The 13767-nt window shown below is 69.2% G+C and carries 13 protein-coding genes and 1 riboswitch; of the genes, 8 read left to right on the top strand and 5 right to left on the bottom strand.

All coding sequences use genetic code 11. The features are described 5' to 3' along the window. Positions 1–8: 8 nt before the first annotated feature. The 5 genes from G6N50_RS03830 to G6N50_RS03850 all read left to right on the top strand — a co-directional run bounded on the left by G6N50_RS03830 (position 9) and on the right by G6N50_RS03850 (position 7135). On the top strand, positions 9–578 hold the full coding sequence (locus G6N50_RS03830) for a carboxymuconolactone decarboxylase family protein (protein WP_083094155.1): 570 nt from the start codon (positions 9–11) through the stop codon (positions 576–578). Between the two features lie 77 nt (positions 579–655). Further along, positions 656–1780 (top strand): NAD(P)H-dependent flavin oxidoreductase, encoded by a 1125-nt coding sequence (locus tag G6N50_RS03835; RefSeq protein ID WP_083094154.1) that lies wholly within the window; start codon positions 656–658, stop codon positions 1778–1780. Positions 1781–1964: 184 nt separating this feature from the next. Beyond that, a riboswitch (M-box (ykoK) riboswitch) is annotated at positions 1965–2134 on the top strand. A gap of 286 nt (positions 2135–2420) precedes the next feature. After that, positions 2421–2669: an Rv1535 family protein gene (locus tag G6N50_RS03840; protein WP_083094175.1), complete on the top strand. Its 249-nt coding sequence runs from the start codon at positions 2421–2423 to the stop codon at positions 2667–2669. 328 nt (positions 2670–2997) lie between these two features. Further along, positions 2998–6180: an isoleucine--tRNA ligase gene (ileS, locus tag G6N50_RS03845; RefSeq protein ID WP_083094153.1), complete on the top strand. Its 3183-nt coding sequence runs from the start codon at positions 2998–3000 to the stop codon at positions 6178–6180. A 94-nt stretch (positions 6181–6274) separates the two neighbouring features. Then, complete coding sequence (locus G6N50_RS03850) at positions 6275–7135, top strand: DUF559 domain-containing protein (RefSeq protein WP_083094152.1); 861 nt, start codon at positions 6275–6277, stop codon at positions 7133–7135. A gap of 89 nt (positions 7136–7224) precedes the next feature. On the opposite strand, the gene G6N50_RS03855 is transcribed toward G6N50_RS03850, so the two are convergent. Next, complete coding sequence (locus G6N50_RS03855) at positions 7225–7740, bottom strand: hypothetical protein (protein WP_179970135.1); 516 nt, start codon at positions 7738–7740, stop codon at positions 7225–7227. Then, a complete protein-coding gene (locus tag G6N50_RS03860; RefSeq protein WP_083094151.1) occupies positions 7740–8303 on the bottom strand; it encodes a class I SAM-dependent methyltransferase in 564 nt (187 codons plus the stop codon). Before G6N50_RS03860 ends, G6N50_RS03855 begins: the two co-directional genes overlap by 1 nt. A 51-nt stretch (positions 8304–8354) precedes the next feature. On the opposite strand from G6N50_RS03860, the gene G6N50_RS03865 reads away from it, so the two are divergent. Further along, a complete protein-coding gene (locus G6N50_RS03865; protein WP_083094150.1) occupies positions 8355–9755 on the top strand; it encodes a DNA polymerase IV in 1401 nt (466 codons plus the stop codon). Here the strand turns inward: G6N50_RS03865 and G6N50_RS03870 are convergent. Beyond that, entirely contained in the window at positions 9717–10676 is a 960-nt protein-coding gene (locus tag G6N50_RS03870; RefSeq protein ID WP_083094149.1) for an asparaginase, read from the bottom strand. The two genes, G6N50_RS03865 and G6N50_RS03870, sit on opposite strands and share 39 nt — an antisense overlap. 54 nt (positions 10677–10730) lie before the next feature. Between G6N50_RS03870 and lspA the strand changes: the two genes are divergently transcribed. Continuing rightward, positions 10731–11369: a signal peptidase II gene (lspA, locus tag G6N50_RS03875; RefSeq protein WP_083094148.1), complete on the top strand. Its 639-nt coding sequence runs from the start codon at positions 10731–10733 to the stop codon at positions 11367–11369. Continuing rightward, positions 11362–12288, top strand: coding sequence for an RluA family pseudouridine synthase (locus G6N50_RS03880; protein ID WP_083094147.1), 927 nt, complete (start codon positions 11362–11364; stop codon positions 12286–12288). The genes lspA and G6N50_RS03880 overlap by 8 nt, the downstream gene beginning before the upstream one ends. A 1-nt stretch (position 12289) precedes the next feature. Here G6N50_RS03880 and G6N50_RS03885 read toward each other — a convergent pair whose 3' ends face one another. Next, the gene (locus G6N50_RS03885; RefSeq protein ID WP_083094146.1) at positions 12290–13048 is read right to left on the bottom strand and encodes a methyltransferase domain-containing protein; all 759 of its coding nucleotides are present in this window, start codon (positions 13046–13048) and stop codon (positions 12290–12292) included. Between the two features lie 106 nt (positions 13049–13154). After that, positions 13155–13565 (bottom strand): group I truncated hemoglobin, encoded by a 411-nt coding sequence (locus tag G6N50_RS03890; RefSeq protein WP_083094145.1) that lies wholly within the window; start codon positions 13563–13565, stop codon positions 13155–13157. Positions 13566–13767 lie beyond the last annotated feature (202 nt).

Here is a 13767-nt window from a genome sequence, read left to right on the forward strand (position 1 = left end):
CTCAGCCGATGACAACAGCGCGCCTGCCCCAACTGCCACTCGAGGAAGCCCGGGCCGCCGCCGACGAAGCGGCCGTCCCCAACTACATGGCCGAACTCAGCATCTTCCAGGTGCTGCTCAACCATCCGCCGCTGGCGCGCGGCATCAACGACTTGCTCGCCACCATGCTCTGGCACGGGGTGCTCGACCCGCGGCTACGCGAGCTGGTGATCATGCGGATCGGCTGGCTCACCGCCTGCGAATACGAATGGACACAGCACTGGCGCGTCGCATCCCGGCTCGGCGTTCCGGCCGAGGATCTGCTGGGCGTGCGGGATTGGCAGAACCATGCCGGGTTCGGGTCCATCGAGCGGGCCGTGCTCGCGGCCACCGACGACGTGGTCCGCGACGGCGCGGTCAGCGCCGCGAGCTGGGCGGCATGCGAACACGAATTCGCAGGTGACACAACGGTTCTCGTCGAACTCGTCACGGTCATCGGCGCCTGGCGGATGATCGCCTCGATCCTGCAGAGCCTGGAGGTGCCGTTGGAGGAGGGCGTGTCGAGCTGGCCGCCGGACGGCCGATCGCCCCGCTCTTAGCGTCGGCGCTCACACCCCGAGTTGCCCACGCCCCGTGGCCGATTGACTTAGCAATCAATAACTCTTAGCGTCGGTCAATGCGAACCAGGGCCGCCGAGATGCTCGGAGTCGAATTCCCGATCTGCGCCTTCAGCCACTGCCGCGATGTGGTGGCGGCGGTGACCAACGCGGGCGGCTTCGGGATCCTGGGTGCTACCGCGCACAGCCCGCAGCGCCTGCAGAGCGAGCTGACCTGGATCGAGGAGCAGACCGGCGGCAAGCCCTACGGCGTGGACCTGCTGCTGCCGCCCAAGTACGTGGGCGCCGAGCAAGGTGGCATCGACACCGCACAGGCCCGCACCCTGCTGCCCGACGAGCATCGCGCGTTCGTCGACGACCTCCTGGCCCGGTACGGGATCGCGGCGGCCGCCGAGGAACCGCGCCGACCCCTCGGCGGCCTGAACATCTCGCCCAAGGGTTACGAGCCGCTGCTCGACGTGGCGTTCTCCAACAACATCCGGCTGATCGCCAGCGCGCTCGGGCCGCCCCCGCCGGACCTCGTCCAACGCGCGCACGATCAGGACGTGCTGGTCGCGGCGCTGGCCGGGACCACCCGGCACGCGCAGCGGCACGCCGCCGCGGGCGTCGACCTGATCGTCGCGCAAGGCACCGAGGCGGGCGGCCACACCGGCGAGGTGGCGACCATGGTCCTGGTCCCCGAGGTCGTCGACGCCGTGGCGCCGGTGCCCGTCCTGGCCGCCGGCGGAATCGCCCGCGGCCGCCAGATCGCCGCGGCGCTGGCCCTGGGCGCCGAGGGCGTCTGGTGCGGCTCGGTGTGGCTTACCACCGAAGAGGCCGAGACGGTGCCCGTGGTCAAGGAGAAGTTCCTGGCCGCCAGCTCGTCGGACACGGTGCGGTCGCGCTCGATGACGGGCAAGCCGGCGCGGATGCTGCGCACCGCCTGGACCGACGAGTGGGAGCGCCCGGAAAACCCGGATCCGCTGGGCATGCCGCTGCAGACCGCGCTGATCGCCGAGCCGCAGGTGCGCATCAACTCCGCGGCCGCCCACCAGGGTGCCAAGGCGCGCGAGTTGGCCACCTACTTCGTCGGACAGGTGGTGGGCTCGCTCGACCGGGTCCGCCCGACCCGCGCTGTTGTGCTCGACATGGTCGAAGAGTTCATCGATACCATCGGCCGGCTCGACGGCCTGGTCGAGAAGTGATCCGTGGGCCGCTCGGCAACCGTTCGGCCCTGACAATCTTTCGGCCGCTGCCGGGTCACATGCCCAGTTCAGCCTCGCGAACCTGGCCGAATGCTGTGTGCGCCCCTAACGAATGCGTACAGAATCTCCGACACGCGATCCGGGGATTTGACCGTGTCATACCCGTCGTGCATGATCGGTCGGGTTGGCACCTCGTTAGGTGAGGCGTCTACACGAATACAGGCCACTGACCCCGAACGTCGAAAGACGCCCCGGGTCAGGACAGCTCCTCCCGGCTTAAGGGTTGAGCCCAGGTGGCTTCCGGACTACCGGACACGTCGTGTAGTGCCGAATCTCTGACGAGAGGGGTGCGGATCTCCGACGGTCGTCGGATTCTGCTCCTCTGCTGCGCATAGATTGCATGCGACCCGCGCATGCGTCGTGACCGCGAGGAGGTGAGGGACACATGAGTTCTAGCGATAGTCCGGATCGAAGTCCGAACCGTGTTTCGTCCCCAACCGGTCTCCGGCGCGACCTCCTCGGCTGAGTCGTCGCAACGCTAAGTGGTTATCGCCCAAGCGTTCTGATATCGGAACCGACCCGGGATGGGACACGTCAGTCCATGAAGTCCCCCGTTGGATCTCCCCGCTAGGAGGCGATGATGACCGTAGCTTTCTCCGACGAAGTGGTAACCGTGCCGCCCGCCCGCACGCTGACCGTGGTGCGTGACGGCGACACCATTCCGGCCCCCGCCCAGGCTCGCGTGGCCACGGCCCGCCGGACCGACAACCCGCCGTTCGGCGCCGGTGGCGACCCGCTGGTCGACGGCGCCGCTCGCCTGCTGAGCGTCCCGCTGCGGCACGTGTACGCCGCGCTGTGGCGCGTGGGCGTCCTCGAAGTCCGGGCCTGAAAGCCGAACTCCGATGGACGTCGAGCAACTCCTGCTCCAAGGGGTCGCTCGGTCGCAGACGTAGTTCTGCGCCTTGGCGACCCCTTGGAGTGCGTCCGGATTTGCGGGTCTTCGTAGAATCGTCTTACTGGCGTCGATCCGGCCATCACCGGGGAGCCTTCGGAAGAACAGCCGTCCCGGCCCAGTAGACCCGAACGGGTAGGCCCGTCACAGCCGTCATCGAGTGGCCACGCGAAAGCGCGGCAAGCGGGGTGGTACCGCGGCGCTCGCGCAGCCAGCGCGTCGTCGTCCCCGGTTTGCACCGTGGCACAGGAGACAAACGCGCATCGTGACCGACACATCCGGCCCCGAGGCTGACCGCGACGCTCAGCTCGCGGACGCCGTCCAGGCCTACCCCAAGCCGGCCGGCGGGGCGCCCGACTTTCCCGCCCTCGAGCTCGAGGTGCTGGACTACTGGACCCGCGACGACACCTTCCGCGCCAGCATCGCCCGCCGGGACGGCGCACCGGAATACGTGTTCTACGACGGGCCGCCGTTCGCCAACGGGCTGCCGCACTACGGGCACCTGCTCACCGGCTACGTCAAGGACATCGTGCCGCGCTACCGCACCATGCGCGGCTACAAGGTGGAGCGCCGCTTCGGCTGGGACACCCACGGGCTGCCGGCCGAACTCGAAGTCGAGCGCCAGCTGGGCATCACCGACAAGTCCCAGATCGACGACATGGGCATCGCCGCGTTCAACGACGCCTGCCGCGCATCGGTGCTGCGCTACACCGACGAGTGGCAGGCCTACGTCACCCGCCAGGCGCGCTGGGTCGACTTCGACAACGACTACAAGACGCTGGATCTGCCCTACATGGAGTCGGTGATCTGGGCGTTCAAACAGCTCTGGGACAAGGGCCTGGCCTACGAGGGCTACCGGGTGTTGCCCTACTGCTGGCGCGACGAAACCCCGCTGTCCAACCACGAACTGCGGATGGACGACGACGTGTATCAGAGCCGTCAGGACCCCGCGCTCACGGTGGGCTTCCAGGTGACCGGCGGCCGGTTGGACGGGGCCCACCTGCTGGTGTGGACCACGACACCGTGGACCCTGCCGTCCAACCTCGCCGTCGCCGTCAACCCCGACGTGACCTACGTCGAGGTCCAGGCCGGCCAGCATCGGTTCGTGCTGGCCCAGCCGCGGCTGGCCGCCTACGCCCGCGAGTTGGGCGAAGAACCCGAGATCCTGGGCACTTACCGCGGCGCGGACCTGCTCGGCACCCGGTACCTGCCACCGTTCCCGTATTTCATGGATACCGAGAACGCGTTTCAGGTGCTGCCCGGCGAGTTCGTCACCACCGAGGACGGCACCGGCATCGTGCACATGGCGCCGGCCTACGGCGAGGACGACATGGCGACCACCGACCGGGTCGGCATCGTGCCGGTCACGCCGGTCGACGCCAAGGGGCGATTCGACGCCAGCGTGCCGGATTACCGGGGGCAGCACGTCTTTGACGCCAACCCGCACATCATCCGCGACCTGAAGAACGGCAGCGGACCCGCCGCGGCCAACGGGGCGGTGCTGCTGCGCCACGAAACCTACGAGCACCCCTATCCACACTGCTGGCGCTGCCGCAATCCGCTGATCTACCGGGCGGTGTCGTCGTGGTTCGTGGCGGTCACCGAATTCCGGGACCGCATGGTCGAACTCAACCAGCAGATCACCTGGTACCCCGAGCACGTCAAGGACGGCCAGTTCGGCAAGTGGCTGCAGGGCGCCCGCGACTGGTCGATCTCACGAAACCGCTACTGGGGCACGCCGATTCCGGTGTGGAAGTCCGACGACCCCGCGTACCCGAGAATCGACGCCTACGGCAGCCTCGACGAACTCGAACGCGACTTCGGGGTGCGGCCCACCAATCTGCACCGCCCCTTCATCGACGAGCTGACCCGGCCCAACCCCGACGACCCGACCGGGGCCAGCACGATGCGGCGCATCCCCGACGTGCTCGACGTGTGGTTCGACTCGGGATCCATGCCGTATGCCCAGGTGCACTACCCGTTTGAGAACGAGGAGTGGTTCGCGGGCGGAGCGCCGGGAGAGGATGGGCACTACCCGGGCGACTTCATCGTCGAGTACATCGGGCAGACCCGCGGCTGGTTCTACACCCTGCACGTGCTGGCCACCGCGCTGTTCGACCGGCCCGCCTTCAAAACCTGTGTGGCACATGGCATCGTGCTGGGCTCCGACGGCCAGAAGATGAGCAAGTCGCTGCGCAACTATCCCGATGTGTCCGAGGTGTTCGACCGCGACGGCTCCGACGCCATGCGCTGGTTCCTGATGGCCTCGCCGATCCTGCGCGGGGGCAATCTCATCGTCACCGAGCAGGGCATTCGCGAGGGTGTGCGCCAGGTGCTGCTGCCGTTCTGGAACGCCTACAGCTTCCTGGCCCTCTACGCGCCGAAAGTCGGTACCTGGCGCACGGATTCGACGCAGGTGCTGGACCGCTACATCCTGGCCAAGCTCGCCCAGCTGCGCGACGACCTGACCCGCGAAATGGACAGCTGTGACATCTCCCGGGCGTGCGAGCAGCTGCGCCAGTTCACCGAGGCGCTGACCAATTGGTATGTGCGACGGTCGCGTTCACGGTTCTGGGAGGAAGATGTCGATGCCATCGACACCTTGCACACCGTGCTGGAAGTGACGGCGCGGCTGGCCGCGCCGCTGCTTCCGTCGGTGACCGAGATCGTCTGGCGCGGCCTGACTTTTCAGCGGTCGGTGCACCTGACCGACTGGCCGCAGGCCGGCGACGTGCCCGCCGACCCCGACCTGGTCGCCGCGATGGATCAGGTCCGCGAAGTCTGTTCGGCCGCGTCCTCGTTGCGCAAGGCCAAGAAACTTCGGGTGCGGTTGCCGCTGCCGAAACTGACGGTGGCGGTGGACAATCCGCAGCGACTGGAGCCGTTCGTCGACCTGATCGCCGATGAACTCAACGTCAAGAGCGTCGAGCTCACCGACGCGATCGACACCTACGGCCGCTTCGAGCTCACCGTGAATGCGCGGGTCGCCGGGCCGCGGCTGGGCAAGGACGTGCAGGCGGCCATCAAGGCCGTCAAGGCGGGGGAGGGCGTCGTCAACCCGGACGGCACCCTGACCGCCGGACCCGCGGTGCTGCAACCCGAGGAATACAGCTCACGACTGGTCGCGGCCGACCCGGAATTCACCGCGGCCCTGCCCGACGGGGCGGGCCTGGTGGTGCTGGACGGCACGGTGACCCCCGAACTCGAGGCCGAAGGCTGGGCCAAAGACCGGATCCGCGAATTGCAGGAGCTGCGCAAGTCGACCGGGCTGGACGTCTCCGATCGCATCAGCGTGGTGATGGCGGTCCCGCGCGACCGGGCTGACTGGGCGCGCACCCACCGCGACCTCATCGCGGGCGAAATCCTGGCCACCAGCTTCGAATTCGGCGAGCCGGCCGACGGTGCCGAAATCGGTGACGGCGTGCGGGTGCGGATCGCCAAGGTTTGACGCGCGAAACTGTATTCCACGACGTGTTTCCCGAGTAAAGCTGTCGGTAGTTGCAGTGTCGCGAGATGTCAGGGTCGCGTGGCACCCTGCTGCCGTGAGCGCAGAACCCTTCGTCGGCACTGAAGCCGTACGCGCGGGAGCGTATACGGAACGTGAGCTTCGGGGCGCCTGCAGCCGGATCTACCGCAATGTGTATCAACGGCGCGGCAGTGAGCTGACTGCCCGGGATCGCGCGATCGCCGCGTGGCTATGGTCCGGGAGAGAAGCCGTAGTGGCAGGCTGCTCCGCAGCAGCACTGCTCGGCGCCGAGTGGATCGATCCCCACACGCCCGCAGAATTGGTATGCGATCGCACCCGTCCGCCGTCGTTGATCATCACCCGCAACGAGACTTTGACCGAGGACGAGGTTACAGCGGTCTACGGAGTGCCGGTCACCTCGCCCGCGCGTACGGCGTTCGACCTGGGGCGGCGGCCGGGATTGACGATCGCGACGATTCGGATCGACGCCCTGGCGCGAGCCACGGGTGTTACCGCCGAAGACGTATATCCGTTGGTGCACTCCCGCCGTGGCGCCCGCGGCATGAAGCAGTTGCGGCGCGTGCTGCCGCTCATCGACGCGGGCGCCGAATCGCCGCAAGAGACCAGGACACGGCTAGTGCTGATGCGCGGGGGGCTGCCCAGGCCGCAGACCCAGATCGAGGTGCGCAACGTCTGGGGCGCGGTGTTGGCCAGGATCGATATGGGCTGGGAGGAGTGGCTGGTCGGGGTGGAATACGACGGCGCGCAGCACTGGACAGATCCGCGCATCCGCGCCGATGACATCGACCGCACCGCCGAACTGGAGCGACGGGGGTGGCGCTTGATCCGGGTCAGCGCCGACCTGTTGCGTCACCGACCGGAGGTCGTCGTGGACCGAACCCGGCGTGCTTTGGCAGCCGCCGGCTGCCCGCTTTGACCGCGAGACTGCAACTGGCGACATGTTTCTCGAGAAGAGCGGTTGCCACTTACAGCCTCGCGGAGGAGGCGGTCTAGGACCGCAGCGGTCTAGGACCGCAGCGCCCGGTGGGCATGCGGCCAGAACGGCATGCCCGCCACCACGGTCGCGCCGGTGGCGATGACTCCGACCGCGACGTCGACGCTCTCGCGGCCATCGGAGGCCCAGTACACATCCTTGAGGTCCAGCAGCAGCGCCAGCTCGTCGACGATCATCGCGTTGGCGGCGCCGTAAGCCACCGCCGCAGCGGGATGCCGCCGTTGCTTGTCGGTTCCGCGCAGCCCCACACCGGCCACCGTCGCCAGCATCCCGATGCCGATGTTGTAATGATGGAAGTGCCTGCCGCCCAACGACATACCGCCACCGGAAGGCCCATGGCCGGCCCGGATCCAGTGGGTCAGCCCGCGCAGGCCGGCGAAGGTGAGGGTGAACGATGCCCAGGCCAGCAACGTGGCCTGCTCGCCGGGTTGCAAGCGCTCGTCCCATTGATGGCGCAGCCGCGCCCATCGCGTCGGGGGCGGCGCGTCCCCGGGCACAGCGGCGGCGTCGGCGGGCCCGATGTCCATCATTTGACCGCGCGCCAGCGCAGCCTGCCACCGCGAGCCTCGACCTCGACGTCGCCAAACCCCGCCGCGCGCAACCGATCCGGCAGGGTATCCGGCGAGACCGTATTGCAGGTGTCTCGAAAATGCAGGATCCGGAACCGCAGCGAGGTCACGCTGTCGCTGCCGGCGAACACACCGCCGGGGCGAAGCACCCGGAACGCCTCGGCGAACAACTTGTCCTGCAGCTCGGCAGTCGGGACGTGGTGCAGCATGGTGAACGACACCACCGAGCTGAACTCGTCGGACGGCAACCCCGTGGCGGTGGCGTCGCCGTTGATGATGCGCGCCCGGTCGCCGTAAAGCCGCTGCAGGCGCTCGGCCATCGGCGTGTCGATCTCCACCGAGGTGAGCCGCGGCGTCTTGTCCACGAGCACCCGCAGGATCGCGCCGTAACCGGGCCCGATCTCGAGCGTGTTGTCGCCCAGGTCCACATCGGCGAGCGCCCAGGGCAACAGGTCGTCCTTGACCGACTTGGCCCAGCGCTCCGAGCTGCAGATCCGGCGGTGCGCGAGGTTCATGGTCATGGCCGAAACGTTAGTCCAACTGGCCCTTCGGTGGGCCCTAGCATCGACCGTGTGGAGTCGCGGTGGGTGCTGCACCTGGACATGGATGCGTTCTTCGCCTCCGTCGAGCAACTCACCCGCCCGACGCTGCGCGGGCGTCCGGTTCTGGTCGGCGGTCTGGGCGGGCGCGGCGTGGTGGCCGGGGCCAGCTACGAGGCCCGCGTGTTCGGGGCGCGCTCGGCCATGCCCATGCATCAGGCCCGCCGGCTGGTCGGCGTCAGTGCGGTGGTGCTGCCGCCGCGCGGCGTGGTGTACGGGTTGGCCAGCAGGCGCGTGTTCGACACCATTCGCGCCGTGATGCCGGTCGTCGAGCAGTTGTCCTTCGACGAGGGGTTCGGCGAGCCGGCCCAACTCGCCGGGGCGCCCGCCGAGGACGTCGAGGCGTTCTGCGAGGACCTGCGGCGACGGGTTCGGGACGACACCGGGCTGATCGCCTCGGTGGGCGCCGGCTCGGGTAAGCAGATCGCCAAGATCGCCTCCGGCCTGGCCAAACCCGACGGGATTCGGGTGGTGCGCCGCGCCGAGGAGCGCGCCCTGTTGGGCGGGTTGCCGGTGCGCCGGCTGTGGGGGATCGGCCCGGTCGCCGAGGAGAGGCTGCACCGGCTCGGCATCGAGACCATCGGCGATCTGGCCGCGCTGACCGAGGCCGAGGCGGCCAACATCCTGGGCGCCACGATCGGGCCGGCGCTGCACCGGCTGGCCCGCGGCATCGACGACCGCCCGGTCGCCGAGCGCGCCGAGGCCAAGCAGATCAGCTCCGAATCCACTTTCGCCGTCGACCTGACCAGCCTGGAGCAGTTGCGTGAGGCGATCGAGCCGATCGCCGAGCACGCCCATCACCGCCTGCTGCGCGACGGCCGCGGCGCCCGCACCGTCACGGTCAAGCTGAAGAAGTCCGACATGAGCACGCTGACCCGGTCGGCGACGCTGCCGTATGCGACCACCGAGGTCGCCGCCCTGCTCGGTCTGGCCCGGCGGCTGCTGCTCGATCCGCGCGAAATCGGGCCCATTCGCCTTCTCGGCGTGGGCTTTTCGGGGTTGAGCGATGTCCGTCAGGAGTCGCTGTTTCCGGACCTGGAACTGCCGGCGCCGCAACCGGATTCACCGTCCGTCGAAACCGCGACCGAGGCCATGTTCGCCCCGGGGCCCAACGATGTCGGGTGGCGGGTGGGCGACGATTTGGCCCACCGCGAGCTCGGGCACGGCTGGGTGCAGGGCGCGGGCCACGGCGTGGTCACCGCCCGGTTCGAAACCCGGAGCTCCGGCCCCGGTCCGGCCCGCACGTTTCCCGCCGACGACGGCGGCCTGGTCCGCGCCAACCCGGTCGATTCCCTGGATTGGCCCGACTACGCCGGGGTGCTGCAGGCCGAGGCGCTATCCGCCCCACCGGGCGATGACGTCGGCGACCGGTAGCTTCGCGGCCAGCGCGGCGATCAGCAGGACGCGCGCCTGCGACGGTCGCAGCCGCGGCACCAGCACCGCCCCGGCGGCCGCCATGTCGTGCCCGGGGCCGTAGCCGGCGGCGACCCGTCCGCCGGGTACCCGGGTGGACACCGCGACGACGACCCCGTTGCCGCAGTGCCGGCGGACCGCGTCGACCACCGGGAGCCCGGCGTTTCCCGAACCCAGCGCCTCGAGCACCACGGCCCGCGCGCCGGCGGCCACGCACGCATCGAGCGCCACCGCGTCGCTGCCCAGGTACGCCGCGACGATGTCGACGCGCGGCGCGGTGGTGGCCCGCAGGTCGCCGAGGTACGGGCGCGTCTTCGGAGCCGCCAGCGTCAGGTCGCCGGCCACGGTGCCGAGCAGTCGGCCGGTGAAGCCGCTCAGGTCCTCGGTGGCCACCTTGCTCATGCCCAGCGGTTGCAGCACCCGGCCGGCGAAGCACATCACCACGCCCAGGTCACGGGCGGCCGGGCTGGCCGCCACGGTCAGGGCGTCGCGCACATTGGCCGGGCCGTCCGCGTCGGGGGCGTCGGCGCTGCGCATGGCGCCGGTCAGCACGACTGGGGCCTGGCCCGCGTAGGTGAGGTCGAGCCACAGCGCGGTTTCCTCCATGGTGTCGGTGCCATGCAGGACGACCACACCGTCGGCGCCGCCGTCGACCGCGGACGTCACCGCGTCGCGGATCCGGTCCCAGTCGGCCAGCGTCAGCTCCGAGCTGTCGACCGCCAGCAGGTCAACGACGTCGACGTCGTGTTCCGCGCGAAAGGGCGCCGTCAGGTCCGCCCCGTTGTAGGAGGGCCGGTGCACCCCGTCGGCGCCGGTGCCGGTCGATATCGTGCCTCCGGTGGCGATCACGGTGAGGCGGGCCATGCTGGCATCATTGCGCATCGCCGCCGCGCGAACACGGCTAGCCTGCGCGGGACGGTAGGGGATGATGGGGACGTGCCTGAAGAACCAACGAACTCGACTGAGCCGGTGACCTCAGCCGAAGAGGCTGGTGAGGGCGCCCCGGTCGAGCGGGAGCCTGAAACCGTCGCGGCGCCCAAACCCGCCCCGAGACGGCTGCGGCTGCTGCTGTCGATCGCGGCGATCGTCCTGGCCCTCGACGTTGTCACCAAGGTCCTCGCCGTCAAACTGCTGCCGCCCGGTCAGCCGGTGCCGATCATCGGCGACACAGTGACCTGGACCCTGGTGCGCAATTCGGGTGCGGCGTTCTCGATGGCGACCGGATACACCTGGATGCTGACGCTGATCGCGACCGGTGTGGTGGTGGGCATCTTCTGGATGGGCCGGCGACTGGTGTCCCCCTGGTGGGCGGTGGGCCTGGGCATGATCCTCGGCGGCGCCATGGGCAATCTGGTCGATCGCTTCTTCCGCGCCCCCGGACCGCTTCGCGGGCACGTCGTGGACTTTCTGTCAGTCGGCTGGTGGCCGGTGTTCAACGTCGCCGATCCCTCGGTGGTCGGCGGGGCCATCCTGCTGGTGGTGCTGTCGATCTTCGGGTTCGACTTTGACTCAGTTGGTCGGCGCACCGCGCGTAAGGACGAGGGCGGCGACGCCGGAGACCGCGCGGGTGAGTGAGCGCTCGATGCCCGTCCCGGAGGGGCTGGCGGGCATGCGCGTCGACGCCGGGATCGCGCGGCTGCTGGGGCTGTCGCGCAGCGCGGCGGCCGCGCTCGCCGAGGACGGCGGGGTGGAACTCGACGGCGTCCCGGCCGGCAAATCCGACCGGCTGACCGGCGGCGCCTGGCTGCAGGTGCGCCTGCCCGAGGCGCCGGCGCCGATCGTCAACACGCCCGTCGACATCGAGGGCATGACGATCCTGTATTCCGACGACGACATCGTCGCGGTCGACAAGCCGGCGGCGGTGGCGGCGCACGCGTCGGTCGGCTGGACGGGGCCGACCGTGCTCGGTGGCCTGGCCGCGGCCGGTTACCGAATCACCACGTCGGGCGTGCCCGAGCGGCAGGGCATCGTGCACCGGCTCGACGTCGGCACCTCCGGGGTGATGGTGGTGGCGCTCTCCGAGCGCGCCTACACGGTGCTCAAGCGCGCGTTCAAGCAGCGCACCGTCGACAAGCGCTATCACGCGCTGGTGCAAGGACACCCGGACCCGTCCAGCGGGACCATCGACGCGCCGATCGGACGTCACCGCGGCGGCGAATGGAAGTTCGCCGTCACCAAGGAAGGCCGGCACAGCCTCACCCACTACGACACCGTGGAGGCGTTTCACGCGGCCAGCCTGCTCGACGTGCACCTGGAAACCGGCCGCACCCACCAGATCCGGGTGCATTTCGCCGCGCTGCACCACCCGTGCTGCGGTGACCTCGTCTACGGCGCCGACCCCAAGCTCGCGAAAAAGCTTGGCCTGGAACGCCAATGGCTGCATGCCCGCTCGCTGTCGTTCGCCCATCCGGCCGACGGCAGGCGGATCGAGATCGTCAGCCCCTACCCGGCCGATCTGCAACACGCGCTGGATGTGTTGCGCGACGAGGGCTGACTCACCCGGGCTTGCGGGCCTCGACCAGTAGCCGCACCGAGTGCGCGACGAACGGCCCGCCCCTTTCGATGCGCTGGTGCAGCTCGGCCAGCCGGTCGCGGTAGCGCGCCACGGTGAAGTCGGGCACCGTCCAGATCACCTTGCGCAGGAAGTACACGACGGCGCCGACGTCGAAAAACTCGGCCCGCATACGCTCCATCCGCACGTCCACGATCTGCAGCCCGGCGGCCTCGGCCTGCGCGCGCACCGCGTCCGGGTGGAACTCGGCCCACTTCTGCGGCTGCGGGCCGATGAAGAACTCGACCAGCTCGCCCATCGTGGCGGGCCCGATGTGCTGCGCGAAATAGGTACCGCCCGGCCGGAGCACCCGCAGGATCTCGGTCCACCAGACGGAGATCGGATGCCGCGTGGTCACCAGGTCGAACGCCTCATCGGCGAACGGCAGCGGCGGCTCGTCGCGAGTCGCGACGACCACCACGCCGAGCGGATGCAGGCGCCGGGTGGCCAGCGCCGCGTTCGGGGGCCACGTCTCGATGGCCGCCATGGTGGGCGGGAACGGTCCCGCCCCGGAGAGCACCTCACCGCCGCCGGTATGGATGTCGAGCGCTGCCGACACCGTCGCCAACCTGCCGCTCAGCAAGCGCTGGTAGCCCCACGACGGGCGTTCCTCGGTCGCCCGGCCGTCCAGCCACGAGAAGTCCCAGCCCTCGACCGGGGCGGCGTCCGCCTCGGCGATCAGGTCGTCAAATGTGCGCCGCATGTCAGGCATGCTAGGCACCGTTCACGACGAATGGCACAGAAATTTCGTGCCGGTTGAATTCGAGCTTGACCTCGCCCTGATGCTCCCAGTACTCCGGCCCCTGGCGTCAGACCTTGACCTTGCCGGCGTCGCTCGTGGCGATCTCGGGGGCCAACGGCGCGATCGCGCCGAGTATCTCGGTCACCGTCTCGGACGGCACGCCGGCGGCGGCCAGCGCGTCGGCCAAATGCCCGGCCACCAAACTGAAGTGGTGCATCGTGATCCCGCGACCCTGGTGCACCTGCTTCATCGGCGCGCCGATATAGGGCTCCGGGCCGCCCAGGGCGGCGGCGAAGAACTCCACCTGTTTGCCCTTGAGGCGGTTCATGTTCGTGCCGGTGAAAAAGCCGGACAGTTGATCGTCGGCAAGCACCCGAACGTAGAAGTCCTCGACCACGACTTCGATCGCCTCGTGCCCACCGATCCGGTCGTAGATGGGTGCCGGTGCGGACTTGCGGAAGCGCGCCAGAATTTTCATAAGCACGATTGGAACATCTCGGCGTTGCTCGTCAGTTAGTGCGCGATCACACCCGGATTGCCCTGTGTAACAGGCGGATTGCCCATTGCTGACGGTGGTTCTCGGCTGGCCGTGAGGGTGCGCGACGGGTTACATGACCGCAATCTGCACCGAGGTGGTCGCCCGATGTCCTAGGTTGGCTTAATGATGCACGTCACATCAC

The organism is Mycobacterium mantenii (genome assembly GCF_010731775.1).
GTDB classification, from domain to species: Bacteria; Actinomycetota; Actinomycetes; order Mycobacteriales; family Mycobacteriaceae; genus Mycobacterium; species Mycobacterium mantenii.